26 protein-coding genes, 1 pseudogene and 1 riboswitch are annotated in these 26628 nt (G+C 64.0%); of the genes and pseudogenes, 14 read left to right on the top strand and 13 right to left on the bottom strand.

The window, feature by feature from the left end; genetic code table 11:
- The first annotated feature begins 7 nt into the window (after window positions 1–7).
- Window positions 8–910, top strand: coding sequence for an IclR family transcriptional regulator (locus tag F7R19_RS11290; RefSeq protein ID WP_223506162.1), 903 nt, complete (start codon window positions 8–10; stop codon window positions 908–910).
- A 112-nt stretch (window positions 911–1022) separates the two neighbouring features.
- Here the strand turns inward: F7R19_RS11290 and F7R19_RS11285 are convergent, their stop codons facing one another.
- The gene (locus F7R19_RS11285) at window positions 1023–1517 is read right to left on the bottom strand and encodes an MgtC/SapB family protein (RefSeq protein WP_150980589.1); all 495 of its coding nucleotides are present in this window, start codon (window positions 1515–1517) and stop codon (window positions 1023–1025) included.
- Between the two features lie 99 nt (window positions 1518–1616).
- On the opposite strand from F7R19_RS11285, the gene F7R19_RS11280 reads away from it, so the two are divergent.
- Window positions 1617–1985 carry a 5-carboxymethyl-2-hydroxymuconate Delta-isomerase gene (locus F7R19_RS11280; RefSeq protein ID WP_061956682.1) on the top strand — a complete coding sequence of 123 codons (369 nt, stop codon included), beginning with the start codon at window positions 1617–1619 and terminating at the stop codon, window positions 1983–1985.
- Between the two features lie 66 nt (window positions 1986–2051).
- On the opposite strand, the gene garD is transcribed toward F7R19_RS11280, so the two are convergent.
- Together garD and F7R19_RS11270 are read right to left on the bottom strand one after the other, a co-directional pair.
- Window positions 2052–3644, bottom strand: coding sequence for a galactarate dehydratase (gene garD, locus F7R19_RS11275; protein ID WP_150980586.1), 1593 nt, complete (start codon window positions 3642–3644; stop codon window positions 2052–2054).
- Between the two features lie 16 nt (window positions 3645–3660).
- Window positions 3661–5022, bottom strand: a complete 1362-nt coding sequence (locus F7R19_RS11270; protein ID WP_150980583.1) for an MFS transporter — start codon at window positions 5020–5022, stop codon at window positions 3661–3663.
- Between the two features lie 428 nt (window positions 5023–5450).
- On the opposite strand from F7R19_RS11270, the gene kdgD reads away from it, so the two are divergent.
- From kdgD to F7R19_RS11255, 3 genes are read left to right on the top strand one after another with little or no spacing between them, the layout of a single operon-like run.
- Window positions 5451–6365: a 5-dehydro-4-deoxyglucarate dehydratase gene (gene kdgD / locus F7R19_RS11265; RefSeq protein ID WP_061956677.1), complete on the top strand. Its 915-nt coding sequence runs from the start codon at window positions 5451–5453 to the stop codon at window positions 6363–6365.
- 41 nt (window positions 6366–6406) lie between these two features.
- Window positions 6407–6694: a hypothetical protein gene (locus F7R19_RS11260; RefSeq protein ID WP_150980581.1), complete on the top strand. Its 288-nt coding sequence runs from the start codon at window positions 6407–6409 to the stop codon at window positions 6692–6694.
- A 12-nt stretch (window positions 6695–6706) separates the two neighbouring features.
- Complete coding sequence (locus F7R19_RS11255) at window positions 6707–7699, top strand: isopenicillin N synthase family dioxygenase (RefSeq protein WP_061956675.1); 993 nt, start codon at window positions 6707–6709, stop codon at window positions 7697–7699.
- Between the two features lie 207 nt (window positions 7700–7906).
- Here the strand turns inward: F7R19_RS11255 and F7R19_RS11250 are convergent, their stop codons facing one another.
- On the bottom strand, window positions 7907–8368 hold the full coding sequence (locus F7R19_RS11250) for an HU family DNA-binding protein (protein WP_061956673.1): 462 nt from the start codon (window positions 8366–8368) through the stop codon (window positions 7907–7909).
- Window positions 8369–8629: 261 nt separating this feature from the next.
- The gene (locus F7R19_RS11245) at window positions 8630–9127 is read right to left on the bottom strand and encodes an Mpo1 family 2-hydroxy fatty acid dioxygenase (RefSeq protein ID WP_150980578.1); all 498 of its coding nucleotides are present in this window, start codon (window positions 9125–9127) and stop codon (window positions 8630–8632) included.
- A 152-nt stretch (window positions 9128–9279) separates the two neighbouring features.
- Here F7R19_RS11245 and F7R19_RS11240 point away from each other — a divergent pair, with 152 nt between their 5' ends.
- The 3 genes from F7R19_RS11240 to F7R19_RS11230 all read left to right on the top strand — a co-directional run bounded on the left by F7R19_RS11240 (window position 9280) and on the right by F7R19_RS11230 (window position 12973).
- Window positions 9280–10212, top strand: a complete 933-nt coding sequence (locus F7R19_RS11240; RefSeq protein WP_150980575.1) for an arylamine N-acetyltransferase family protein — start codon at window positions 9280–9282, stop codon at window positions 10210–10212.
- Between the two features lie 204 nt (window positions 10213–10416).
- A complete protein-coding gene (locus F7R19_RS11235; RefSeq protein ID WP_150980572.1) occupies window positions 10417–11181 on the top strand; it encodes an SDR family oxidoreductase in 765 nt (254 codons plus the stop codon).
- A 25-nt stretch (window positions 11182–11206) separates the two neighbouring features.
- The gene (locus F7R19_RS11230; protein ID WP_150980570.1) at window positions 11207–12973 is read left to right on the top strand and encodes a class I adenylate-forming enzyme family protein; all 1767 of its coding nucleotides are present in this window, start codon (window positions 11207–11209) and stop codon (window positions 12971–12973) included.
- Window positions 12974–13033: 60 nt separating this feature from the next.
- On the opposite strand, the gene F7R19_RS11225 is transcribed toward F7R19_RS11230, so the two are convergent.
- From F7R19_RS11225 to F7R19_RS11215, 3 genes are all read right to left on the bottom strand, one after another.
- Window positions 13034–13483 (bottom strand): CreA family protein, encoded by a 450-nt coding sequence (locus F7R19_RS11225; protein WP_150980768.1) that lies wholly within the window; start codon window positions 13481–13483, stop codon window positions 13034–13036.
- 71 nt (window positions 13484–13554) lie between these two features.
- Complete coding sequence (locus F7R19_RS11220; RefSeq protein ID WP_061956662.1) at window positions 13555–14043, bottom strand: acyl-CoA thioesterase; 489 nt, start codon at window positions 14041–14043, stop codon at window positions 13555–13557.
- A gap of 202 nt (window positions 14044–14245) precedes the next feature.
- Window positions 14246–14527 (bottom strand): HU family DNA-binding protein, encoded by a 282-nt coding sequence (locus tag F7R19_RS11215; RefSeq protein WP_008651272.1) that lies wholly within the window; start codon window positions 14525–14527, stop codon window positions 14246–14248.
- A gap of 572 nt (window positions 14528–15099) precedes the next feature.
- Here F7R19_RS11215 and F7R19_RS11210 point away from each other — a divergent pair.
- Complete coding sequence (locus tag F7R19_RS11210) at window positions 15100–16302, top strand: ammonium transporter (RefSeq protein ID WP_061956660.1); 1203 nt, start codon at window positions 15100–15102, stop codon at window positions 16300–16302.
- A gap of 247 nt (window positions 16303–16549) precedes the next feature.
- Window positions 16550–17416, top strand: coding sequence for a mechanosensitive ion channel family protein (locus F7R19_RS11205; protein ID WP_061956658.1), 867 nt, complete (start codon window positions 16550–16552; stop codon window positions 17414–17416).
- Between the two features lie 120 nt (window positions 17417–17536).
- On the opposite strand, the gene F7R19_RS11200 is transcribed toward F7R19_RS11205, so the two are convergent.
- Entirely contained in the window at window positions 17537–18760 is a 1224-nt protein-coding gene (locus F7R19_RS11200) for a Bcr/CflA family multidrug efflux MFS transporter (protein ID WP_061956656.1), read from the bottom strand.
- A 264-nt stretch (window positions 18761–19024) separates the two neighbouring features.
- Between F7R19_RS11200 and F7R19_RS11195 the strand changes: the two genes are divergently transcribed.
- Entirely contained in the window at window positions 19025–19606 is a 582-nt protein-coding gene (locus F7R19_RS11195; RefSeq protein ID WP_150980567.1) for a hypothetical protein, read from the top strand.
- Between the two features lie 115 nt (window positions 19607–19721).
- Here F7R19_RS11195 and mdoH read toward each other — a convergent pair whose 3' ends face one another.
- Both mdoH and F7R19_RS11185 read right to left on the bottom strand, forming a co-directional pair.
- On the bottom strand, window positions 19722–22328 hold the full coding sequence (mdoH, locus tag F7R19_RS11190) for a glucans biosynthesis glucosyltransferase MdoH (protein WP_084003964.1): 2607 nt from the start codon (window positions 22326–22328) through the stop codon (window positions 19722–19724).
- A complete protein-coding gene (locus tag F7R19_RS11185; RefSeq protein WP_150980766.1) occupies window positions 22301–23815 on the bottom strand; it encodes a glucan biosynthesis protein G in 1515 nt (504 codons plus the stop codon). Before F7R19_RS11185 ends, mdoH begins: the two co-directional genes overlap by 28 nt.
- 156 nt (window positions 23816–23971) lie before the next feature.
- On the opposite strand from F7R19_RS11185, the gene F7R19_RS11180 reads away from it, so the two are divergent.
- Both F7R19_RS11180 and F7R19_RS11175 read left to right on the top strand, forming a co-directional pair.
- Window positions 23972–24169 (top strand): hypothetical protein, encoded by a 198-nt coding sequence (locus tag F7R19_RS11180; RefSeq protein WP_150980563.1) that lies wholly within the window; start codon window positions 23972–23974, stop codon window positions 24167–24169.
- A 221-nt stretch (window positions 24170–24390) separates the two neighbouring features.
- Window positions 24391–24792, top strand: a complete 402-nt coding sequence (locus F7R19_RS11175; protein ID WP_061956734.1) for an RT0821/Lpp0805 family surface protein — start codon at window positions 24391–24393, stop codon at window positions 24790–24792.
- Window positions 24793–24956: 164 nt separating this feature from the next.
- Here F7R19_RS11175 and F7R19_RS30620 read toward each other — a convergent pair.
- Window positions 24957–25193: pseudogene (locus tag F7R19_RS30620) on the bottom strand (surface-adhesin E family protein); the annotation flags it as partial.
- Here F7R19_RS30620 and F7R19_RS30615 point away from each other — a divergent pair.
- Window positions 25192–25323 carry a hypothetical protein gene (locus F7R19_RS30615; RefSeq protein WP_407648947.1) on the top strand — a complete coding sequence of 44 codons (132 nt, stop codon included), beginning with the start codon at window positions 25192–25194 and terminating at the stop codon, window positions 25321–25323. The pseudogene F7R19_RS30620 and the gene F7R19_RS30615 sit on opposite strands and share 2 nt — an antisense overlap.
- Before the next feature lie 293 nt (window positions 25324–25616).
- Here the strand turns inward: F7R19_RS30615 and ribB are convergent, their stop codons facing one another.
- On the bottom strand, window positions 25617–26312 hold the full coding sequence (gene ribB, locus F7R19_RS11165; RefSeq protein WP_150980560.1) for a 3,4-dihydroxy-2-butanone-4-phosphate synthase: 696 nt from the start codon (window positions 26310–26312) through the stop codon (window positions 25617–25619).
- Between the two features lie 126 nt (window positions 26313–26438).
- Window positions 26439–26600: riboswitch (FMN riboswitch) on the bottom strand.
- Window positions 26601–26628 lie beyond the last annotated feature (28 nt).

The raw sequence follows: 26628 nt of genomic DNA, 5'->3' as shown, positions 1-26628 counted from the left end.
GCGCGCCATGGCAGACCATCCGATCGACCGCACCGGCATCGCCGCAAACGATATGACCGACCTTAACGATACGACGCCCGCCATCGACCCCGCGACCGCATCCGAGTCCGTGACGGCGGCTGCGAAGAAGGAAAGCAAGCGCAAGGAAGACCGTCACTTCGTCACCGCGCTGGCGCGCGGACTGGACGTGCTGGCGTGCTTCCGCGCCTTCGACAGCGAACTTGGCAATGCCGAACTGGCCCAACGCTGCGGACTTCCCAAGTCGACGATTTCCCGGCTGACGCACACGCTGACCGAACTCGGCTACCTGCAGGCGCTGACCGATCCCGTGCGCTATCGCCTGGGCAGCTCCGCGCTGGCGCTGGCACCGGCCGCCCAACAAGGGGCGGACGTGCTGGCCGTGGCGCGCCCCTTCATGCAGGAACTGGCCGATCTGTCGCAAGGCGTCGCATCACTGATCGTGCGCGACCGCGGCCGTATGCTGATCTACGAGAATTGCCAGGCCGAGAGCTATCTGACGCTGCGCGTGCCCGTTGGCAGCCGCGTATCGGGCCTGAACACGGCAGCCGGGCGCGCCTATCTGCTGGCGCTGCCGGCGTCGGAACAACGTCAGGCGCTCACCGCGTTCCGCACCGATGACAAGGTCAGCGCGGCCATGGCCGAAGGCGTGCTGTCGAACTGTCGCGACGAATCGCGGCGCCTGGGCTGCACCACGTCGTTCGGCGAATGGCTGCCGGACATCAACTCGATCGCGCTGGCATTCCGGCCCGGACCGTCGCTGCCGCCGATGACGCTGAGCTGCAGCGGCCCCAACGCCGTGGTGCCGCCCGCGCATCTGCTGGACAAAGTGCGCCCACTGCTCCAACAGCACATCCGCAAGATCGAGGCCGCGTTCGGCGTGGCGGCCTGACAGCCAGACCCAGACGCATCGCGCGCCGAAGCCCCGCCGGGCCGGCGCGCGATGACGTTTCGTGGTGCGTGGTTCGTTGTTCGTCGTTGAATCGCTGATCGATGGGCGCGGGTCAGAGCAATCCCTGGTCGTCGGGATTGTTGTGCGGCCGTTCTTCGTGCTTGCCCGCCTGGCGGGCCTCGAACCGGCCATGCAGGCTGTTTTCCAGCTTGCCGCCGAGCCGCAACAACAACAGCGCCAGCACCAGCGAGAACACCACGATGACGTAATAGCCCGCGCCAGCCGCAGCGCCCAGAATGGCCGCCAGCCAGATGCCAGCCGCAGTGGTCAGTCCCTGCGGCTTGTCGGAATTGCCATGGCGCGCGATCACGCCCACGCCCAGAAAACCGATGCCCGTCAAAAGCCCCTGGAGCACGCGCGACATCGCATCGGGCGGATGCTGGTTGAGCGCAACCACGCAGACGGCAGCGGCCGCGCCGAGCGACACCAGCCCGAGCGTGCGCATGCCGGCGGCCTTGCCGTGCAGGTTGCGGTCCAGGCCGATGATGGCGCCGGCCGCCAGGCCGCCCACCAGCCGCAGGAAAAGTTCGAGCGAAAATTGGTCCATGGCGCAAGCTTAGCGCGCCGCGCATCGACATGACAGAGGCAAACCGCTGCCGATTGCCGTACGATGCGATTTTCCCGGCTTTCACATCACCGCCCTGCCATGCCCCATCTCGTTATCGAAATTACGGAAAACACGCGCCTGACCTGTTCCCAGGAAGAATTGCTCGACGAGTGCAATGCGGCGCTGCTTTCCAGCGGACAGTTCCAGGAACCCGATATCAAGTCGCGCTGCGTGACGCTGACCACCTACCGCCAGGGCACGGAACAGGCCGAACGCGCGTTCGTGCATGCCACGCTGCAAATCCTGGACGGCCGCGAGCAAGGCGTGCGCAAGCAGCTCGGCCAGTTGGTGGTCAACGCGATTGCGGAAATGGTGCGCCCCGGTGCGGCCGACCAGACCGTCCAGATCACCGCTAACGTGGTCGAGATGGAACGCGCGACGTTTGCCAAGCAGGTGATCGGCGGCTGATTCGGCTCGGGGCCTTTTGCGGCGCTTCGAGAGCGCCGGCGGAGCCGGCCTCGGATACCCCGCGCCTCAGGTCACCGGCGCCGGGTTGAACAGCGCCAGCGAGTTGTACAGGCCATGATGTTCGGCCCATGTCTTCTTGCGGCCGCTGGCCACGTCGATCATCAGGTGGAAAAGCTCCCAGCCCACATCCTCGATGGTGGCTTCACCGGTGGCGATGCGGCCGGCGTTCACGTCCATCAGATCGTGCCAACGTCGTGCCAGATCGCTGCGCGTGGCAACCTTGATCACCGGCACTTCGGCCAGACCGTACGGCGTGCCGCGCCCCGTAGTGAAGATGTGCAGGTTCATGCCGGCCGCAAGTTGCAGCGTGCCGCAGATGAAATCGCTGGCGGGCGTGGCCGCATAGATCAGGCCCTTGGTCTTGACGCGCTCGCCCGGCGACACCACGCCAGAGATCCGCGCGCTGCCCGACTTCACGATCGATCCCATCGCCTTTTCCACGATGTTCGACAAACCGCCCTTCTTGTTGCCCGGCGTCGTGTTGGCGCTGCGGTCGGCGCGGCCGCGAGCGAGGTATTTGTCGTACCAGTCCATCTCGCGGATCATTGCCTCGGCCACTTCGGGCGTGGCCGCCCGCGAGGTGAGCTGATCGATGCCGTCGCGCACTTCGGTCACTTCCGAGAACATCACCGTGGCACCGGCACGCACCAGCAGGTCCGTGGCAAAGCCGACGGCCGGATTGGCCGTCACACCGGAAAAGGCATCGCTGCCGCCGCACTGCACGCCGACCACGAGTTCCGACACCGGCACCGTCTCGCGCCGGCGCGCGTTGAGCGCCGCCAGATGCGTCTCGGCCATCGTCATGATCGACTCGATCATCGACGCAAAGCCGACGTGCTTGTCGTCCTGCAGGCAGACCACGCCTACCTGCACTTCGCCGGCACCGGTCTGGATCGGAATCGTGCCGGGCGGCAGCAGCCGTTCTGGCTGCAGTTTTTCGCAGCCCAGGCTCACCATCATCGCCGTGCCGCCGAAGTTCGGATTGAGTGCGATATTGCGCAGCGTGCGGATCGGCACGATGGCGTCGGGCGCGTCGATCGCCACGCCGCAGCCGTAGGTGTGCTCCAGGCCGATCACGTCGTCGACGTTCGGGTATTTGGGCAGCAGTTCGGCCTTGATGCGGCGCACCGCAAAATCGACCACGCCGGACACGCATTGCACCGTCTCCGTGATCGCGAGGATATTGCGCGTGCCGACCGAGCCATCCGGATTGCGGAAACCCTCGAAGGTATAGCCTTCCAGCGGCGGCAGCGGATCGGGCACGCGCGTGCCGATCGGCAGATCGGTCAGGCCCGGCGCCACGGGCATCTCGATCACGCGCTCGTTGACCCAGCTGCCGCGCGGCAGATCCTGCAGCGCATAGCCGATGGTCACGTTGTAGCGTGTAATGGCGTCGCCCTTCTTCAGATCCACCAGTGCCACCTTGTGGCCTTGCGGCACGCGTTCCACGAGCGTCAGGCCGCAGTCGAACACGGCGCCGGCGGGCAGGCCGCCGTCGTTGGCGACGATCGCCACGTTGTCGTTGGCGTGGATCCGGATGTAGAGCGGCGGGCGTTCGGCCGGTTGGGTCTGCGCGTTTTGTACCGACAAATCCGACATGATGGGAATTCCTTCCTTATTGGGGGTGCTTCAGTTCGACGCGGCGGATGTCCTTGACGATCACCAGATAGCTGAGCACGGTGACCAGCGCGTTGACGCCGACGAAGACGAGCGCGCCGTTGAACGAACCGGTGGCGCTCAGGATATAGCCGATCACGATGGGCGTCACGATACCGGCGATATTGCCGAACGTATTGAAAATGCTGCCGGCCAGGCCGATCACTTCCTTGGGCGCGGTATCGGCCACCACGGCCCAGCCGAGCGCGCCGATGCCCTTGCCGAAGAACGCCAGCGCCATGATGCCAACCACCAGCCATTCCGCGTCGACGTAGTTGCACGCGATCATCGACACCGACAGCAGCATGCCGGCCACGATCGGCACCTTGCGCGCCAGCGTCAGCGAATGGCCGCGACGCAGCAGCGCATCGGAAATCACCCCGCCCAGTACGCCGCCCAGGAACCCGCAAATGGCGGGCAGCGACGCCACGAATCCGGCCTTGAGAATCGACATGCCGCGCGCCTGCACCAGATACACAGGAAACCACGTCAGGAAGAAGTACGTCAGCACGTTGATGCAGTACTGGCCCAGGTAGACGCCGGCCAGCATGCGATTGGTCAGCAACTGCCGCGCGTAGAACCAGCCGGCCGGATTGGCGCCCTGGCGTGACTTGCCCTCGCCTTCGCCCATGTGGATCAGACCGCCGCCCTCGGCAATGTGATCGAGTTCGGCCTGGTTCACCCCCGGGTGCGCGGCGGGGCTGCGCATCACCTTGAGCCACACCAGCGCCAGTAGCATGCCCATCACGCCCATCCACAGATAAACGTGATGCCAGCCCCAGCTATGAACGATCCAGGCCATCAGCGGCGTGAAGACCACCGCAGCAAAATACTGGGCGGCATTGAAGATCGCCGATGCGGTGCCGCGCTCCGCGGTCGGGAACCAGCTCGCCACCACCTTCGCATTGGCCGGAAAGGCCGGGGATTCTGCCAGGCCCACCGCAAAGCGCAGCGCAAACAGCACGGCGATGGCCTGCCCGATTCCGGCAAACACGCCGATCCAGCCCTGCAACAACGTGAAGAAGGACCACGCAAAAATGCTGAACGCATAGATGCGTCGCGCGCCAAAGCGGTCGAGCAGCCAGCCGCCCGGAATCTGTGCGATCACGTAGGCCCAACTGAAGGCGGAAAAGATGTAGCCCATCTGCACCGCCGTGAAACCAAACTCCTCGCGCATCGCGGGGCCGGTGATCGACAGCGTGGCACGATCCGCATAGTTGATCGTGGTGACAATGAAAATCAGGGCAAGGATCCAGTAGCGGACGTTGGTGCGGCGGGTGTCGGCTGACACCGCTGCGCTGGGATTGGATGTTGCGGTCATCTGGGTCTCCTCACAGTCGGCGGGCCATGTTGCGAAAATGCGCAGCCGCCCCTCTGTGATATGTCGTCGTACGACTAGGATTATAAAGACGCGGTTCCCCGCATTGCAGCGCGCGTTTACCCTAAGGCGGTGCAAAGCGCCGCGCTCCGGTGCATACGATCTACCGGAAATCTTTCATCTTCCTTGCGATCCGGCTTGGCTGCTGGCCGCAAGGGGATGACACCGAGGCGTCGCGCAAGCGCTCCAGGCCGTAGGATCTGGATGCACCAACCCGGGGTTTTCCCTCAATTCATCACCATCCGCTTGCGTGCATGAATCGATAGTTGTACGATGACTTATCTCGAAACATCCCACACGATGGCACGAGGTATCAAGCGCCTTGTTCCACACCAACCATCATTCGCCATGTGGCGATCAGGAAGAGCGACATGACTACACCGCAAGAACTGAAGCAGATCATCTCGGAAGGACTGCTCTCGTTCCCCGTCACCGATTTCGACGCGCAGGGTAACTTCCGCGCCGACACCTATGCCAAGCGCCTGGAATGGCTGGCGCCGTACGGCGCGTCGGCCCTTTTTGCCGCCGGTGGCACGGGCGAGTTCTTCTCGCTGACGCAGCAGGACTATTCGAACGTGATCCGCACTGCGGTGGAAACCTGTCGTGGCAAGGTGCCGATCCTGGCCGGCGCCGGCGGCCCGACCCGCGTGGCGATCGAATACGCGAAGGAAGCCGAACGTCTGGGCGCGCATGGCATCCTGCTGATGCCGCATTACCTGACCGAGGCCAGCGAAGACGGCATCGCCAACCATATCGAGGAAGTCTGCCGCGCCACCAAATGCGGCGTGATCGTCTATAACCGCGCCAATTCGCGCATTGGCGCGGACCTGCTGGCCAAGGTGGTCGACAAGTGCCCTAACCTGATCGGCTTCAAGGACGGCGTGGGCGATATCGAGGCCATGGTGCGCGTACGCCGCAAGCTCGGCGATCGCCTTGCGTACCTGGGCGGGCTGCCGACTGCCGAAGTCTACGCCGCTGCCTACAAGGCGCTCGGCGTGCCCGTGTATTCGTCGGCCGTGTTCAACTTCATCCCGAAGACGGCCATGGAGTTCTACCGCGCCGTGGCCGCCGACGACCACGCCACGATTGGCCGCCTGATCGACGACTTCTTCCTGCCGTACCTCGATATCCGCAATCGCAAGCAAGGCTATGCCGTGTCGATCGTGAAGGCCGGCGCCAAGCTGATGGGCCACGATGCGGGCCCGGTGCGCGCGCCTCTGACCGACTTGACCGCCGAAGAACTGGACAAGCTCGACGCGCTGATCCGCAAGCTCGGACCGCAGTAAGCCTTGCCGGTCGCCCGGTGTTGAAGAATTGAGAGCCGACGATGTCGGCTCTTTTTTTGCACCATTGCCGACCACCGGTCTGCACCATGGCGCAGCAGGCGATGCGCCATGGCGGTGAAAAGCATCGTGCGGCGAGCGATTTCTGGCGGCCCGGGCGGCTGGCCCGAAACCTGCGTTATCGATACCCGAAGAGTAGAAGCGTTCAACCGCCCTTTCCTTTCCCGAAGGAAGGCGGCAGGAAATTGCTCTTGATGTCCGTGCCCGCGCCGGAACTCGAGAGCCTGAAGCATCAAGCGTTCCCCGTCGGCCGGACCTGTTCACCTTCCTGAACCCGGAACGACATGACCAACACCTCCGTATCCCTCCACGAACTGGCCCGCGAATCGCGCATGGGCGCGCACGGGCACGAGACCGACGCGCGCGAAGTACGGCGCATCGACCTGTCGGATTTTGCCCAACGCAAATCTGAAATTGCGGACCAACTCTGGAACGCCGCGGTCGATATCGGCTTTTTCCAGCTGGAGAATCACGGTATCGACCTGGCAGCCGTGCGCAATGCGTTTGCCATGACCGAACAGTTCTTTGCACTGCCGGACGCCGTCAAGGCCCAGTATCCGCTGCAGAAGGCCAACAACGCCGGCTGGGAATCGCGCGCGCAGATCAGGCCGTCCACCGGCACGCCTGACCAGAAAGAGTCGTACCAGATCACGCGTCCGCATATGGCGCCGTTGTGGCCCACCGAGGCGGAGCTGCCGCATTTCCAGGCCACCATGCTGGCCTTCGAACGGCAATGCTGGGAGGTCGGCATGAAGGTGCTGTCCTGCTTTGCCGACAAGCTAGGATTCGACGCCGATTTCTTCACGCGCGCCCATGATCCCGCCGCGCCGGACTATCAAAGCACGCTGCGGCTGCTGCACTACTACGCCATTCCGCCCGAAGCGCAGGACAAGCTCGACCTCTGGCGCGCCGGCGCGCATACCGATTTCGATTGCCTGACGCTGCTGTTCCAGCGCCAGGGACAAGGTGGACTCCAGGTGTGCCCCGGCAAGGAAATGGAAGCGCAGGCGTGGACGCCGATCCCGCCCGACGAAGACGTGATCACCTGCAATATCGGCGACATGCTGATGCGCTGGAGCGACGACCGCCTGCCGTCGAACTTCCATCGCGTACGCAATCCTGCGCCGGGCGAGTACATGGGCCCGCGTTACAGCCTCGCGTTTTTCTGCCAGGCCAATCGCAACGCCATCATCGAAGGGCCGTCGGCACGGTATCCGGCGATCACGGCCGGCGATTTTCTACGCCAGCGCGTAGCCGCGAACTTCAAGGCGTACTGACGCTTGCCCAGGTTGTGCGGCGGCGCGGCGCCATGCCTGCGCAACACCGCCGCCGGGCTGCGGCCCCGCCCGCGGCGTTGGGGCGAAATTTCCGATCACCGCGCCGCACCAAACAAAAAACCCCGCGCTCTTGCAAGCACGGGGTTTCAAGCCGCCCGACTCCCACCGTGTGGGTGCCGGGCTGGCGACTACCAAAGTATCGGGCGATCAGGCCGCGGCGTCCTTCAGCTTCTTCAGCGGGCGCACCTTCACCTTGACGCTGGCCGGCTTGGCCGGGAACCAACGCTCTTCACCCGTGAACGGGTCCTTGCCGAAGCGCTTCTTCTTTGCCGGCACTTGTTGTGCGGTGACCTTCAGCAGGCCCGGCAGCGTGAATTCGCCAGCGCCCTTCTTGTTCAGCGCGCTAACGATGGTGTTTTCGAGATGGGCCAGCACCGTCTTCACGGCCTTGGCTTCGAGCTGGGTTTGCGCCACGAGGTGAGCGACCAGGCTCGACTTGTTGAAGGTGTCCTTCAGCGGCTTCGGGGTCGGAGCAGCGGCGGGAGCAGCCTTCTTGGCCGGAGCGGCGGCCTTCTTTGCGGCAGCCTTCACAGGTGCCTTGGTTGCTGCGGCCTTCTTGGCGGCAGGCTTGGTTGCAGTCTTCGCGGTCGGTTTCGCTTTGGTCGCCATATCGATATACGAGAGTTGAAGATTAGAGTCCCGGCTGCTTGCAACGCCAGCGTTTGCAGCGTTGCGACTGTGCTGGCCGGCACGCACTGAATCATAGCGGAAACGGCCAGAAGTAAAGGGGTTTTCTCACGTGGCATCGGTCAAACCAAGTGAAAACCCCGGGTTTTGTCGCTGGTTTGCGTCAGCAAACACGCCAAGACGCCTGACGTCCCCCCACTTTCGCGTGTGTCAGGCACGCGCTGCCGCGAAAAATTCCCTCGCTCAATGCGCGTGCGCGACCATCGCTTCGCGTGTTTCGCGCGCCAGTCCCATTGCGAAAGCGGCTTCCGCCACGAGGAAAAGCGGGCCGACGATCAGGCCGGAAAGGTCGTCGACGAAGGCCGGCTTGCGCCCTTCGAAGTAGTGGCCCACGAACTGAATCACCCATCCAAGCAAGAACAGTCCGATGCCCGACAGCAGCCACGCAGCGGTGGAAAGCGCTGCGATGCACGCGCCCGCCCAGACGAAGACGGCCAGGATGGCTGCCATCGCCAGGCCGAATCCGAACGACAGACGCAGATAGAACAGACACGACAGCGCGTAGACGATCATGGCGGGCGACAGATACCACGCGCCATCGCCCAGCGGCCATTGCGGCCGGCCCAGCAGCGCCGTGACGGCCAGCACGATCATCGGGATGCCGATGAAGTGCGTCAGCACGTTGCGCGGATCGCGATGATAGGCCGCGTAGTTCGACAAATGATCGATCAGGGTTTTCACGGGGCGTCTCCTTGTTTTCGGGGCCACGGCGTCATGCGTGAAACCCCGCCGCGCGTGCGGTTTTGATGTGGGCCTATATTAGTGATGCCGCGCCCGGCCGCAAAGGCCCCTGACGCCCGTTCGAGCCGCCCCACTATTTCTGCCTATTTATCATGCTGCCCGCCGACGAGATTCCCGCATTGACAGATCCCCAGCGCGCCGCCTGGTTGCAGCGCATCGGCATCGACGCCACGCCAGCCCCTACCCTGGCCGCGCTCGACGCGCTGATCGCTGCGCACCTGACGCATATTCCGTTCGAAAACCTCGATGCGCTGACGGGAAGACGCGTGGACATCGACCTGCCGTCGGTCTTCCGCAAACTGGTCGACGAACACCGCGGCGGCTACTGCTTCGAGCTCAATACCCTGTTCTGCGCCGGGCTGAAATCGCTGGGATTCCACGTCACGCCACTCGCCGCGCGCGTGCGCTGGAACGTTCCCGACACCACGCCGACCGGGCTCTCGCACATGCTGCTGCGCGTCGATGTGGCGCACGAAAGCCATATCGCCGATGTCGGCTTCGGTGGCCCGACGCCGGATTTTGCGCTGCCGTTGTCCTTGCCGATCGACAGGAATGCCGGTTATCGGCTGCAGCCCGCGCCTGCATCGACCGCCACGGGCGGTGCGGCATTTCATACGTACGAGCTTGCGGTACGCGTCGCAGAGGACGCGCACGACGACCAGGACCCGCCCGACCGCACGACCGCTGACGCTGCAGATAGTTGGCGCGCGATGTACCGGTTCGACCTGACGCCGCAGCCGCAGATCGATTTTGTCGCGCGCAACTGGTACGTCAGCACGCATCCGGACAGCCATTTCACACAGACGTTGATGGTGGCGCGCACCGACCACAGCGGTGCGCGGCTGTCGCTGGCGAATGGCTGTCTGGCCGAGCGCCGCACCGATGGTGCGGTGCGCAGGACGCAACTGGAATCGCCCGATGCGGTCATTGCACTGCTGTCGGAGCGCTTCGGCATCCGTCTGGACGAAGGCTTGCGCGCCGCACTGCAGGTGCGCCTTCGCGCCCTTCTGGCAGCGTCGGACTAGCGCGCTTGCACCGGGGCCGCCGGGATCGCGTCGCCCTGCGGTACGCGACATGCATCGCATGAATTGCCGGCAGAAAGTTTGCTGATACAGCTTGCCGCGCACGTCTGCGGCTGTGGACTGGACGCGAGCGCCTGCCCATAATGTCCCGGCCAATTCACGAATCAGGCAGCGGCATGTACCGCAGCCACCCACCTGGAGACACGCATGTCATTGTTCGATCTGTCGGGCAAGGTTGCCATCATCACCGGATCGTCGCGCGGCATCGGCCGCGCCATCGCCGAACAGCTTGCCGTGCAGGGCGCGAAGGTCGTCATCTCGTCGCGCAAGGGCGAAGCCTGCCAGGAAGTGGCGGACGCCATCAACGCGCAGCACGGCGCCGGCACGGCGCTCGCGGTGGCTGCCAATATCTCGTCCAAGGAAGCACTGCAGCATCTGGTCGACGAAACCAATCGCGTGTTCGGCAAGGTCGACGTGCTGGTCTGCAATGCGGCATCCAACCCGTACTACGGCCCGATGAGCGGCGTCTCCGACGATCAGTTCCGCAAGGTGCTCGACAACAATGTGATCTCGAATCACTGGCTGATCCAGATGGTTGCGCCGCAGATGATCGACCGGAAAGACGGCTCGATCATCATCGTGTCGTCGATCGGCGGACTGCGCGGCTCGCCGACGATCGGCGTCTACAACGTCTCCAAGGCCGCCGACTTCCAGTTGGCGCGTAACCTGGCAGTGGAGTTCGGGCCGCATAACGTGCGCGTGAACTGCATCGCGCCGGGACTGATCAAGACCGATTTCGCGCGTGCGCTGTGGGAAGACCCGGTGCGCTACAAGCAGTCGACCGAAAACGCGCCGCTGCGCCGCATCGGCGAGCCGGTGGAAATTGCCGGCGCCGCGTGCTTCCTGGCATCGGCGGCCAGCACGTTCATGACCGGCCAGGCGCTGGTCGTCGACGGAGGCGTCACCATCTGAGCTGTTTCTTGCGGGGAGGCCATGCATGTCGCAACAATCGCAGCATCCGCAGCAACTTCCGCAGGCCGGCGCAGGATGGCCGGCCATGTCGATCGCCGAAGCCCACGCGCGGCTGACCGCGCCCGGCGCGCCGTTCGAAACCGAGACGCGCGTCGTGCGCGGCATCCCCACCACGGTCTGGAAGAACGCGCCGCCCACGCTGCGCGATCTGTTCCTGATTGCCGCGGCGTGGGGCGACAAGACGTTCGTGGTCTATGAGGACGAACGCGTCAGCTATCGCGCATTCGCACTGGCCGCCACCGCGCTGGCGCATCAGCTGGTCAAGGACGGCGTGCGCCGGGGCGACCGCGTGGCGGTGGCAATGCGCAACCTGCCCGAATGGCCGGTGGCGTTCTATGCCGGGCTGCTTACGGGCGCGATCGTCACGCCACTGAACGCCTGGTGGACCGGCCCGGAACTCGAATACGGGCTGACCGATTCAGGCAGCCGCGTCGCCATCGTCGATTACGAGCGCCTTGACCGTATCCTCGAACATCTGCCTAACTGTCCGGCGCTGGAGCGCATCTACGTGTCGCGCGCGCCCGCGGACGCGCGCTTCGACGATCCGCGCATCGTGCCGCTTGCGGGCGTGATCGGCGAATCGGACGCATGGCCGTCCCTGCCCTCGCAATCGCTGCCCGCCGTGCCGCTGGATCCGGACGACGACGCCACGATCTTCTATACCTCGGGCACCACCGGCCGCCCGAAAGGCGCAGTCGGCACCCATCGCAACGCCAGCACGGTTGCCGTATGCGCGCAGTTCAGTCCCATGCGCAACCTGCTGCGGCGCGGCGAGCCGATTCCGGAACCCGATCCCAATGCGCCGCAGAAAGGCATGCTGCTGGCCGTGCCGTTCTTTCATGTCACCGGTTGCATGTCGGTGCTGAACGGGGCGCTGGCGTCGGGCAGCAAGATCGTGCTGATGTATCGCTGGGACACGCTGCGCGCGATGGAATTGATCGAGCGCGAGCGTTGCACCGCCGCTGGCGGCGTGCCGACGATCGCCTGGCAGATCATCGAGCATCCGCAACGAGCCGAATTCGACTTATCGTCGCTGGAGAACATCAACTACGGCGGCGCGCCCGCATCGCCGGAACTGGTGCGGCGCATCCAGGAAGCGTTTGCGCACGCCGCGCCGGGCATCGGTTGGGGCATGACCGAAACCTCCGCCACATTCACCAGCCATAGCGCCGAGGAATACGTGTTTCGCCCCGACAGCAGCGGGCCCGCGCTGCCGATCGGCGAGATGAAGATCGACGACGGCTTCGGCAACGCCCTGCCGCCCGGGGAAATCGGCGAGTTGATGGTGCGTGGCGCCAACGTGCTGCACGGCTACTGGAACAAGCCCGAGGCCACCGCCAAGACATTCGTCGATGGCTGGCTGCACACTGGCGATATCGCGCGCCTCGACGAGGAAGGGTTTCTCTACATCGTCGATCGCATGAAGGACATGCTGATCCGCGGCGGCGAAAACATCTACTGCATCGAGGTGGAAAGTGCGCTGTATGCGCATCCTGCCGTGATGGATGCGGCAGTGGTCGGCATCGCGCATCGCACGCTGGGCGAAGAGCCAGGCGCGGTGGTCAGCCTGAAGCCCGGCGCGCACGCCACTGAAGCGGAATTGCAGGCATTCGTGCGCGAGCGGCTGGCGGCCTTCAAGGTGCCGGTACGGATCATCGTGCGTGACGAGATGCTGCCGCGAAATCCCAACGGCAAGATCCTCAAGTCGAATCTGCGCAAGCTGTTCGAGTAGGCGCGCCCGCGCCGCATGCGGCGCCCGGCTCCATCGCATGGATCCGGGCGCCGCCGTCGCTCACCGCGTTGGAATCGGCGTTGCGGCGGGCACCGGCACCGCCGTCACGGCATTCTGCGGACTGCCGCTGACGATACGGTCGGAGTAGGTCAGATACACCAGCGTGTTCCGTTTGCGATCCACGGCGCGCACTACGTGCAGCGTCTTGAACAGAATCGACATCCGCTCTGAAAACACGTCCTCCTGCGCCTTGAGCGGCCCCTTGAAGGCGATCGTGCCCACCTGCCGGCAAGCGATGGACGCCTCCGGCGGGTCCTCGGCCATGCCGAGCGAGCCCTTGATGCCGCCAGTGCGCGCCCGCGATACGTAGCAGGTAATGCCTTCGACCAGCGGATCGTCGTACGCCTCGATCACGACCTTGTCGGAGCCGGTCATGCGGAAGTTGGTGGAGACGCTGGCGATTTCCTCGGCATGCGCAACGTCGGACAGCGCCACCGATCCGGCCATCATGCCCAACACGCCAAAAACGCAAAACGCGCCCCTCATGCCGAATCCGCCGGGCCGCACGGCAAGCTTGCGCATCATTCTGTCGTCGCTCCCTTGATTTCGTCGTGACGCTTTTCCATTTCCTGGCGCAGCGCGCGGCGTTGCTTGGCCGCTTCGAAACGCTGGCGCTCCACCTCGTCGCGCGGCTGCAGCGGCGGCACTTCAGCCGGCGTGCCGTTGTCGTCCACCGCCACCATCGTGAAATAGCAGCTGTTGGTATGCCGCACGACCTTGCTGCGAATATTCTCGGTCACCACCTTGATGCCGATTTCCATCGAACTGCGGCCGGTGAAATTGACCGCGGCCAGGAAGGTCACGAGTTCGCCGACATGAATCGGCTGGCGAAACACCACCTGGTCCACCGACAGCGTCACCACGTAGCGGCCGGCATAACGGCTGGCGCATGCGTAGGCCACCATGTCGAGGTATTTGAGAATGGTGCCGCCGTGGACGTTGCCAGAGAAATTGGCCATGTCCGGCGTCATCAGCACGGTCATGGAAAGCTGGTGGGACAGATCGTTCATCGCAGAAAATCCAGAAATCGAGCCTGAGGCGCGGGCAGTGTAACTCGACGCGCGCGCAAATGGCGTGCCGAATGCTGCAATCGCGCGGCGGGCATCGATAAACCGGTATTGGAACGATGCACCGACGGCGGTTCGGAATGGATCGCCCAAAAAGAAAAGCGGCCCGTCAGGCCGCTCTCTTTACTGCTGGGACACGATGCGCTTACTTCTTCTTGTTCACGGCGTCCTTGAAACCCTGGCCAGCGGAGAACTTCACCGTCTTGGCGGCCGGAATCTTGATCGTTTCGCCGGTGCGCGGATTGCGACCGGTACGGGCTGCACGCTTGCCCGAGCTGAAGCTGCCAAATCCTACCAGCGTAACCGAGTCCCCCTTGGCCACTGCCTTCTTGATACTGTCCAGCGCAGCGTTCAGCGCGCGCTCGGCGGCGGCATTGCTGAGTTCTGCTTCCGCGGCGATGGCCGATACCAGTTCACCTTTATTCATGGCTGATTTCCCTTGTTGGTCGTCGTCACCGAACCTTTATGCCAGCTGGCAAAAGTCCGATCGGCGCAGTCTAATCTGCCCTTTGCGGCTTGGGCAATCCCTAGTGGCACCGAAGCAACGAAAACTGCCGGAAATCGTTCTCTGACAAGACTTAGCGGGCGTTTTACCCCTTTATTTGCCCGATCGGTTCGTCACTTTTGGCGCGGTTGACGCATCGAACGGCGCACTTCGTCAAGGCGACAGGAAAATGGCGTTTGCGCCACGAATGCGCAATTTTCATGTGCTTGGACACCCACATGAGGCGCAACGCACAAATGCCCGGATTCGGTGCGAAAAACCATGGCGCACCGAATTGGTTCTGCCGATGACTACCCCATGCATCGTTTTGGCGAATCGATGCGGACGGTTATCGGCCACGGCGCCAGAACCGGCAGGCCGCCACCGCCGTCCATGGTCCCCGAACACCCCATGCAGGTGCGCCGCGCACCGTCTTTGCGCGCCAATCCCCATAAAGGACAATTTCTGGAACGGTATTTGCTTACTCATGCGCCCATTTTGAGCATGAGATCACAATGGACAACTTGAAGACTGGCACGGATGCCTTGTTCATCCTGCTCGGCGCAATCATGGTGCTGGCGATGCACGCAGGGTTCGCCTTTCTAGAACTGGGTACCGTGCGCAAGAAAAACCAGGTAAATGCGCTCGTGAAAATCCTGGTCGATTTTGCGGTATCGACGCTGGCGTATTTCTTTATCGGCTATACCGTGGCGTACGGCGTGCAATTCTTTGCCGGCGCCGAAACGCTGGCGCAAAAGAACGGCCATGAACTGGTCAAGTTCTTCTTTTTGGCTACGTTTGCGGCGGCCATTCCCGCCATCATTTCAGGCGGCATCGCCGAACGCTCGCGTTTCAACCCACAGCTGATTGCCACCTTTGTTCTAGTGGGCTTTATCTATCCGTTTTTCGAAGGCATCGCCTGGAACAATCGCTTCGGCATTCAGGACTGGATCAGCGCCGTGGCAGGCGCACCGTTCCATGATTTTGCCGGTTCGGTCGTAGTGCATGCGGTCGGCGGCTGGATCGCGCTGCCTGCGGTGTTGCTGCTCGGTGCGCGGCGCGGGCGTTATCAGAAGGATGGCCGCATCAGCGCACATCCGCCGTCGAATATCCCGTTCCTCGCGCTCGGCGCCTGGGTGCTGGCGGTCGGTTGGTTCGGCTTCAACGTGATGAGCGCGCAGACCATCGACAAGATCAGCGGGTTGGTGGCGATCAATTCACTGATGGCGATGGTCGGCGGCACGCTGGCGGCATGGGCCGTGGGGCGCAATGACCCCGGCTTTGCGTACAACGGCCCGCTGGCCGGGCTGGTGGCCGTATGTGCCGGCTCGGACCTGATGCACCCGCTGGGCGCATTGATCACAGGCGCCGTGGCCGGCGTGCTGTTCGTCTACATGTTCACGCTTGCACAAAATAAATGGCGCATCGATGACGTGCTGGGCGTCTGGCCGCTGCACGGCCTGTGCGGCGCGTGGGGCGGTATCGCCGCCGGCATTTTTGGCGCGAAGGCGCTGGGCGGCATTGGCGGCGTATCGTTGCTGGCGCAATTGATCGGCACACTCATGGGCGTGGTCATTGCACTGGCGGGCGGCGCCGTGGTCTACGGGGCGCTCAAGAAGCTGGTGGGAATCCGGTTGGATCCGGAAGAGGAGTTCAACGGCGCGGACCTGACGCTGCACCGCATTTCCGCCACCGCGGAGCGCGAAACCAACTGGTAACCGCATGGCGCGCCACGCGCCAGGGACACGGTGATCGTCAAGGAAAAACGGCTGGACATGAGTCCGGCCGTTTTGCTTTCCATTCACAAAGATTGCCTTGAAGTTTCATGGCGACGCGCCCAATAATGCCCTTGCCCGTTCCGAAACGCCGACACACGCGTGTCTCGCGATCCTGACATTATCAGCAGCGTTTGCTCTTTCGCTGTCCGTGATTCTTCCCTGCCCGTTCATCACAGGAGCGTGTCCCATGGATACCACCTCACTGCAAAGCATTCGCGATGTCATCTACGGCTACGCCACCGTATTCGGCATAAAGGTCCTGGCGGCCCTGGCGTTCTGGGTCGTGGGCCGATGGCTGATCCATTTCGTGGTCCGTCTGGTCCAGAAATCGCTGTCGAGGCAAAGCGTCGATCCCACGCTGCTGCGCTATGTCGGCTCGATCGTGACGGTCACGCTCAATGTCGTGCTGGTGATCGGCATCCTCGGATACTTCGGCATCCAGACCACCACCTTCGCCGCACTGATTGCCGCGGCGGGCGTGGCGATCGGCATGGCGTGGTCCGGCCTGATGGCCAACTTCGCGGCCGGTGCATTCCTGGTGGTGTTGCGTCCGTTCAAGGTCGGCGACTTCGTGACCATTGGCGGCATCACAGGCACGGTGCGAGAAATCGGTTTGTTCTCGACCTCGATCGACACGCCTGACAATGTCATGACCGTGATCGGCAACAACAAGATCTTCAGCGACACCATCCAGAACTTCAGCGCCAATTCGTATCGCCGCGTCGAACTGAAAGCCCAACTCGCCGGCACCACGGACGCGATGGCCGCGATTGCGCTGCTCAAGGAAAAAATCGCCGCGATCCCCAACGTGCTAAGCGATCCGCCGGTCGACGTGGAGATCCTGGAATTTACGCTGGTGGGCCCGGTGCTGGCCGTGCGGCCGCATTGCCACAACGACCACTACTGGCAGGTGTATTTCGATACCAATCGCACCATTCGCGACAGCTTCGGCCAGGCCGGATTTGCCGCGCCGATGCCCGCGCAACTGGTGGTCATGCAAAGCGCGCCTGCCGTGTCGATCGCGCCTGTCGAGCCCGCCAACCAGGCCGCGTGATGGCATACGGGACGACATAACGGACGGCATAACGGACGGGATAAGCAACGAAGAGCCGGCGCGGCGCAACGCATGCGACGCGCCGTGCCTGACGTGCATACCGGCCGATGTGCCATGGACCTATGCGGCAGGACGGGGCCTGTGTACGCCGGCCCGGCCATAGAGGCGCAACAGCACCGCGCCGCTGCCGCAGATCGCCATGACCACGGCCAGCGGCAACGCCGTGCCGTCGTGCCACAGGCTCACTGCCGCACCGGCCAGAGTGCCGAAGCCGAACTGCAACGTGCCCATCAGCGCCGAAGCCGTGCCGGCGCGATGACTCTGGTGCGCCAGCGCGAGTGCCGACGCATTGGGCGTGATGCAGCCGAGTCCGGCAAGGAATACGAAGAAGCAGAGCAGCAGCACCGGTAACGATGCCACGCCCGCCAGTGCGGTGGCCGCCAGCACCAGGCCCGCCAGGCATGGTGCAAACAACGCGTGGCGCAGCACGTCATCGAGCGCGCGCGCCCGCACCAGCCGCGCGTTGACCTGCGACATTGCGATCAGGCCAAACGCGTTGGCGCCGAAAACGAAGCCGTAGTGGGAGGGATCGATGCCATGCAGTTCGATCAGCACGAACGGCGAGCCTGCGATGTAGGCAAACATGCCACCCTGCACGCATCCCGCCGCCAGCGAATAGCCGAGGAATTCACGATCGCGCAGCAGCTCCCAATAGCTGCGCAGCACCGTACCCGGATGCAGGGTGCGGCGTCGCTGCGGATCGAGCGATTCTTCCATGCGTGCATGCACCAGCCACAGCAGCAGCACCGCCGCGCCGGCATGAATCCAGAAGATGGCGCGCCATCCGCTGGCCGCCAGCACCGCGCCGCCAATCAGCGGAGCGAGGATCGGCGCCAGGCCCATCACCAGCATCAGCGACGAAAACGCACGCGCGGATTCACGCGCCTCGAGCCTGTCGCGTATCACCGCGCGCGACACGACCAGCCCGGTGCACCCGCCCAGCGCCTGCAGAAAACGCCACAGCATCAGCGATTCGACGCTCGTCGCCATGGCACATCCGGCCGCTGCCAGTCCGTAGAGTGCCAGTCCGATATAGAGCGGCGCCTTGCGGCCAAAGCGATCGCTGATCGGCCCGTAAAAAGCCTGACCGATTGCCAGTCCCACCAGGAACGTGCCCAGCGTGAGCTGTACCTGGCCGATATCTGTATGCAGATCGGCAGCCAGCGCTGGAAAGCTGGGCAGATACATGTCGATCGAAAGCGGCGCGATAGCGGTCAGCGACGCGCAGATCAGCAGCCAGAGGGGAAAGCGCGCACTGGAAGGCGAGCTTGTCGAGGACGTCATGGGGGGAATCCGCAAAAGGCAAGACGCAATTGTTGCATAGCACGCCAGCGCGTTGCGGCGCGCCCGTCAAGTCGTCCGAAGTAGCGTGGAAAATCCGCTGCACAGCGTCTGCACGCGCGGCAACTTGGGTGGCGTGGCTTTCACGTGCAGCGGGGTGGAGGGTACAATGCGTGCCTGTCGGGACGGATGTCATCCAGTCCACGGAGTCAGACGCATCGCGGGCGACGGATCATCACGGGACCGTCCCCGGCACCGTTATCCCGCATGACCATACGACCCAAGCCGTTTATCGCTACGCTGAGCCTGGTTGCCCTTGCAGCCTTGCCGTCGCTGCCCGCAAGGGCCGCGCCGGGCAGGCCGCCCGCTGTGGCATCCGCACCGTCGCCCGCGCCCGTGGTGGTCGACGAAGCCGAAGCACTGCCGCGCATGCTCAAGGGCGCCGCCACCGGCCAGAACACCGGCGGCGCCGGCGTCCCCGAACTGCTGCGCAATACCAATCGGCCAGACAGCGTGCTGGCGCGCGCCTGCCGTCAGCTCAACGATGCGCTGCCCATGGAAATCGATGGCGAAACGCGTCTGCGGCGTTGCCAGTCGATCCCCGGCAAACACGTCCTGTTCCAGCTCGAACTGACCAACTATCGCGGACCGATGCTCGATCTGGCCAGCTTCGAGGTCAGCTATGCTGCGCCGCTCCAGCGCAACATCTGCGCCAATCGCGACGTCGAAATTCTCACCAAGCTTGGCGTGAGCATGATGTTCCGATATATGACCCGCAACGACCGTGGCGAACGCCGCGTCGGCGACGTCTATATCAACGCGCCGATCTGCGTATCGGCACTGCGATAAATCGCCGAGTCGTTTAAAACTTTGCGGTTCTTATGCCAACGGCTTCCGGATAGTCGCGCCCAATAAAAAAGGCAAGCACCCGGCTTGCCTTTTCTCTGAAAGCGCCCCTGCGCGCTTATGCCGCGCGTGGTCGCAATGGCAACACGTTGGGCGCGCGGCGCATCAGCACCCGTGTCTCCTTCCACGCCGCATCGGCCAGCGGCGAACCCCAGACCAGTTCGTGTAGCTTCGACAAGGCAAACGGATCGCCAAGCAGGATGTGTTTCTGCGCTGCGGACAGCGAGTTCGGGCCGTTGGTCAGCGCGTGCTGCACCAGCGACGCGTGCTGCATGCGCGCGGTCTGCGGCTGGATCGTGCGCGCGCTGGCAGTGGCGCACATCAGCGCATTGGCTACTGGGTCGACCACTGCATCGACAAACTTCGGCGGCTCCTGCGCGCTCTCCACATGCTGCTGCGTCTCGACGATTTCTCGCGGCACGACCGATTCTTCGGGAATCATGAACAGGCCGGCTCGGCGTGCGGCGCGTCCCAGCGACACGCGCGACAGCATCACCGAAAGCGGAATCGATAGCGCCAGCGAACCGACGATTGGCAGCAGCCACCAGATGAAACCCGGGCTGAGCCAGTACACGCCAGCGCCCCACACCAGACCCAGCACCGTGTGCCAGCCATGGCGACGGAACGCTTCGCCCCAGGTGGTCTCCGCGTCTTCGCGCGGGGGCGACTTCCACGAGATGCCCCAGCCGCTGTACGCGGCAATCACGAACTTGGTGTGGAACAGCATGCGCGTGGGCGCGAGCAACGCCGAGAACGTCATCTCGATCAACATGCTGAGGAACAGGCGGACCACACCGCCGTACTGCCTGGCATCCCTGAGCAGCAGGATCACGCTGGCCAGCTTTGGCAGAAACAGCAGGGTGGCCGTGGCCGAGAACAGCGCAAGCGCCTTTTCCGGATGCCATTCCGGCCACGTCGGAAACAGCTGGTAGGGCTTGGTGAAATACTCGGGCGGCACCAGCGCGTGCTTGGCCAGCGCGGCCGTCGACAGCAGCAGGAACAGGAACCACAGCGGCGCCGACACATAGGCCATGATGCCGGTGAGGAACACCGCGCGGTGCACCGCGTGGAACCCTTGCTTCATCCACAGCCGGAAGTTCATCAGGTTGCCCTGGCACCAGCGCCGGTCGCGCTTGACTTCGTCGAGCAGGTTCGGCGGCAGTTCTTCGAACGAGCCCGGCAGATCATAGGCGATCCACACGCCCCAGCCCGCGCGGCGCATCATGGCCGCTTCGACGAAGTCATGCGAGAGGATCTCGCCGGACAACGGCCCCTTGCCCGGCAATGGCGCCAGCCCGCAGTGCTCCATGAAAGGCTTCACGCGGATGATGGCGTTGTGGCCCCAGTAGTGCGATTCGCCCAGTTGCCAATAGTGCAGGCCCGCGGTGAACAGCGGCCCGTAGACGCGCGTCGAGAACTGCTGCACGCGGGCGTAAAGCGTGTCGCGCCCCACTGCCAGCGGCGCGGTCTGGATGATGCCGGCGCCGGGATTCGCTTCCATCAGCCGGGTGAGCGTGGCCAGGCACTCGCCGCTCATGACGCTGTCCGCATCGAGCACGATCATGTAGCGATACTTGCTGCCCCAGCGGCGGCAGAAGTCCGCGACGTTGCCGGTCTTGCGCTTCACGCGGTGGCGGCGCCAGCGATAGAAGATCCGGCCGAACCCGCCCACTGCGCGGCAGATCTCCATCCACGCATCGTGTTCGGCGGTGCGCAGGTCGGGATTGCCGCTATCGGACAACACGAAGAAATCGAAATGCTGCAGTTCGCCCGTGCGCTCCAGCGATTCGTACGTCGCGCGCAATCCGGCAAACACGCGCGTCACGTCCTCGTTGCAGATCGGCATGATGACTGCGGTGCGCGCGTCGGCGGGGATCGGCGCATCGCTGGCTGCGGTGCGCGATATCAAATGCCGGTCGCCGCCCTTTAGCAGCACAAGGAATCCCATCATCGCCGTCCAGAACCCCGCGGACACCCACGCGAACAGGATGGCGAACAGCGCAAGAATGGCCGCTTCGAGCGGATCGGCGCCGTGATAGGGCAGCACCTTGGCCATGAAATAGGTGGCCATGATGGTTTGGACGACTACCAGCGCAAGCAGGAACCAGCGGCGATGCGAGCCGGCCGGATGCCATTTGCCTTCGGCATCGGGGCCGTCGTGCAGCGTATCCCAGGTTTCGGGCACCGGCGGGCGGCCGAGCATGCGGCGCCACGCGTTGCGCAGACCGCCCCAGATGATGTGCGGCGGCCATTGCCGCGGCACCATCGACGCGCGCTGCGGCTCGGGACCGGTGGCGACATGCACGGTGCCGTCGTCGCGCCGTTGCAGCAACGGCTTGCCGTCGACCTGCGGATTGCCGTAGGCCATCGTGAAGCGGCGTCCGACCGATGCGTATGTGGCGCCGCCCGGCGCGTTGCCTTGGTTCAAAGCGTTCGCGTCCTTGTCCTTCGGATCGCGCCCAGCCAGGCGCGTCTGCAATTCAATCATGGCCGATGGCACCTCGATCCCTTCGGTCGGGACGCTCGACATCAGCGACTTCGGGGTATCGGCCAGCAACTCGCTACGCAGTTCGGGCGAAGCCGGCAGCCGATCGACATATCGCTCGCATGCTGCCGCCGCCTGGGCCGGGCGCTGCTTTAGCCGGGGGGTAAGATGTAGCTCCATGTCTCGGATAGCGTTGTATTGCCGTTGCGAAGATAGCCGCGCAACTCAACCGGCTTGTTCTCGTCCTTGCGCCGCATGAACATCGTCATGCGCCAGCCACCCGTGGCCTCATTGCGCTGGACCGTTGTCTTGAGCACTTCGCCATTGGCGTCCGCCGAAACCACCGGATCCAGCCGCACCTCTTCGGGCAGCCGCTTGAACGCCGGTCCTTCGAAGTCCACCACCAGCGAAAAACTGGTGTCGTCCTGCTTGCGCGTCATGCCTTGTCCGCGGCGCGTCTGCGTGACCCACGACAGCGGCGGCAGGTTCTCGCCGTCCTTCTGCCATTTCAGCCGGTATTCGTAGTCGAACGCCTGCTTGGGCTTGGGCGGGTTGTCGGGCACCCAGAAAGCCACCACGTTGTCGTTGGTCTCATCGGGCGTCGGAATCTGCACCAGCTCCACGCGGCCCGATCCCCAATTGCCCCTGGGCTCGACCCACGCGCTCGGCCTGCGCTCGTACCACGCGCCGATTTCCTGGTAATTGTCGAAGCTGCGGTCGCGCTGCATCAGCCCGTAACCCTGCGGATTGGTGGCGCCGAACGACGTCACCAGCAGGCGCTTCGGATTGACCAGCGGTCGCCAGATCCACTCCCCGGTGCCGAGCTGCACCGACAGGCCGTCGGAGTCATGCACTTCGGGACGGAAGTCCGCCGTCTGGGACGGCTGGTTCTCGCCGAACAGATACATGCTGGTGAGCGGCGCCAGACCCAGCTTGGTCACGTTCTCGCGCAGGAACAGCCGCGACTTCACTTCCATCACGGTCTCGTTGCCGGGCTTGATGATGAAGCGATACGCGCCACTCATGCGGCGCGAGTCCATCAGCGCGTAGATCGTCAGTTGCTTGTCGTTGGGGCCGGGACGTTCGATCCAGTATTCGACGAAGCGTGGAAATTCCTCGCCCGAATTCAGCGCGGTATCGACCGCGAGACCGCGCGCCGACAGGCCATACCACTGGTCCTTGCCGACCGCGCGGAAATAGCTCGCGCCGAGGAACGACGCCAGTTCATCCTTGCGCTTGCCCTGGTTGAGCGGATACATCAACCGGAAGCCGGCAAATCCCAGCCCCTTGAGCTTGGCCGCGTCCACCTTGTGCGATCCATAGTTGAATGCCGCCGGATCGAAGCGGAATTCGCGCACGCTGTTGTTGACCACCTCGTTGATCCTGACGGGCTGGTCGAACACCATGCCTTCGTGGAAGAACGAGATCTCGAACGGCAGGCGAGCGCCGCGCCAGGCAAAGCGCTCAGGCTTGTATTCGATCTCGCGATACCGCTCGTACGACAGGTCCTTCAACTCGCGCGGCAACTCCTGCGCCTTGACCGGCTTGTACGGCGAGCCCGACAACTGCCGCGCACGCGCCGCCACCGTTTCGAAGTCGAACGCATGCGCGGAAAGCGCCATCACGGCCAGCACGCCACCACTTAACCATCGTCCCAGCCCGGGCATCCTGCCGACGTATCGGCGCGCGGGCGCGGCGGTCGGACGATGGGCGGAATGGAGCGATGTCGGGTGAGCGGACATGAAAGCCGATAGCAGGGTTGGTGGGAAATCAGGCCACCGGACGGAGCGTGCCGCCCGGAGTGCGTCGGAAAATTTCAACTGATGGCCGGAGCAAAAGACGGACCAGGCAGTAACACGACGGTGACGATGTCGAAAGCGTGCTCAAACCTGGAGGAAAAACGATGCATGGAGCTTGTCGCGATTGTTGCATTGCGATTGCCGAACCTTATCAATCCGCGCCTTAAAAGTCACGTTTCGGTGCCGCAACGTTTGAAACAAAATGTCTCACCGGTGGGCTGAAAGCCGCATCCGGCGTGGGTTTGCGGGCGCAAGACAAGCATAGGCCATGTGCGCGTATGCCATGGGCGCTATCGGCACGGGCAATATTTGACGAGATCGACGCCTTGCGGACCGGTCCGCCGCACTGCGCGCCCCCGACTTTGTGCATCGCAATGCGCCTAAGCCGACATCCCGAGATTACAATCGGCGGCATCAAGGCTTTTCACCAACAAGGAACCGCCATGCCCGTTCTGCGCCAATTCCGCCCCGCCGTCGCCGCCGGTGTCGGCCTCGCACTGCTTATCGGCTCCGCCCAGCCCGCGCTCGCCTATTTCGAGAACTACCTGTCCGGCAGCATCGTCGGCACGCTGACGCAGAAGGAAGCGGCGTCGCTGCAGAAGGCCGTGCGCACTGCGCTCAAGGACACTGAGGACAACAAGGTGGTGGAATGGCACTACCCCGCCGAGGGTCGGCGTCAGGCCGTGGATGGCACGATCAGCCCCGTCGCCACCAAGACCGACAACGGCCAGACCTGCCGACGTTTGAAATCGGAATTGCAGCGCGGCAGCGCCACCGAAGCGTGGTCGGGCTGGTTCTGCAAGCAGTCGGACGGCACCTGGAAAGCACGCCACGTGGCGGACTGACGGCTGACAAACGCCGCGATTGCCGGCTGCATTTCCGGCCGCGTCCGGTAAATCAGGCCCGGGACGCGGATCCGATTTACCGGCGCAACGGAGCGCCTAGCGGCACAGGCGAGCGACCAGATCGCCCGCCAGCGTGCCGGAGGCCGCCGGCTGTGGCATGCCGGACTGGGGACCGCGCATCGTATAAAGCGAATGCCGCGCGCGTAGCGCTTCCTGTACAGCGTCTGTTCGATCACGGCGTACATCGACGTGGCACAGTTCAGCACCATCCGCTTCAAAGAGGAGCGAATGGTGTCGCCGCTGGTGGTCTTGATCACGCCAGGCGGCACGTTATGCACCAATGCCACGCCGACCTCGACACCGCGTCGGCGGATCGACGTCTGGTCCAGATAGGAAATCATGCCGTTGGTGCCCATCAGCGGCAGCCAGCGCTGGGGATCCGGGGGCGCGGGGTCGGCGGAAGCCACCATCGTGCAGCCATCGCGCGGCGACGCACGAAACACCGTGCCGCCCGCGGCGCCCTGGCATTGATACAGCGCGCTCGCCGCGGCTGGCCGCACAGGGACGTTGTTGAGAGGCGCCACACCATTCGATTCGGCCTGCGCGGCAAGACTGAAACACGCGCCAACAAGCAGCGTCACGCGCGAGAAAATGCGAAAAAACATCGGGAAACCCTCATAAGGACGGGAAAAAAGGCCCCGGCATTTTCGCACAGCATGGGCGCATCGCAGCACGATAGGCGATGAACAATTGTCCTCAACGAGCATGGCCGATGCGGTTCGAAGGCGATCTGGCGCGCGGCGGGCGGCGCGCGCCCTGCCCCGTCAACCGTGGATTTCGCGCCAGGCGACCAGATCGGCAATCGTCAGCACCGGCAGTTGATACATCTGCGCAAAGGCCAGCGCTTCCGCGCGGCGCGCCATGGTGCCGTCGGGATTCATCAGTTCGCACAGCACAGCCGCTGGCGCCAGTCCCGCCATGCGGGCCAGTTCGACCGAGCCCTCGGTATGCCCGCGGCGTTGCAGCACGCCACCGTCCACGGCCACCAGCGGAAACACATGGCCCGGACTGACCACGGCATCGGTGCCGGCATCGTCGGCGATGGCGGCGCGAATCGTGGTGATGCGGTCCGCCGCGCTGACGCCGGTGCTCACGCCCTCGCGCGCCTCGATCGACACCGTAAACGCCGTGCCGTACTGACTGCGATTGTTCTCGACCATCGGGCGCAGGCCCAGCTGGCGCACCTTTTCGGCGGTCAGGCACAGGCATACGATGCCGCTGCATTCGCGGATCATCATCGCCATATTGGCCTGCGTCAGGCATTCGGCCGCAAGAATCAGGTCCGCTTCGTTTTCGCGGTCATCGTCGTCGAGCAACACAACGGGCCGCCCTTCGCGCATGGCATCGAGCGCCTGCGCGATGCGTTCGCCAAGCGGACGCGCATCGGCATCGGACGCGGCAACGCTATCGCCAGGCAGTTCCGACAGATTGGACGGGGAAGTTTGGGTAAGAGTCAGCATTGGTGAAACGCTCCGTGCAGTAATGTTTCCATGGGCGTTTCAGGGGAACGATCAGCAAAACGCGCAAGACACAACAGCACGCCGCGCGACCATGGCCGCGAGCGTACGTGAATGCATGCGAATTTCGCCCATCTTCTTTCATCCGGACTATGACCGTCGGCCCTGGCATCTCACCAGATCTGCTGACCCCGCACGGGAATGCGGGCGCTCGCGGGCTCGTGGCTACGCATCTTTCGACACCTGCCACATACCGCCGGTGGGGACTTTCACCCCGCCCTGAAGACGTAACGACGCCGCTGCGGCGTGACGGCCACGG

The sequence above is a fragment of the Cupriavidus pauculus genome, assembly GCF_008801835.1.
In the GTDB taxonomy this organism is placed as follows: Bacteria; Pseudomonadota; Gammaproteobacteria; order Burkholderiales; family Burkholderiaceae; genus Cupriavidus; species Cupriavidus pauculus.
Note: the sequence above shows the minus strand (reverse complement) of the source record. Positions and strands in the feature narration are given on the sequence as shown.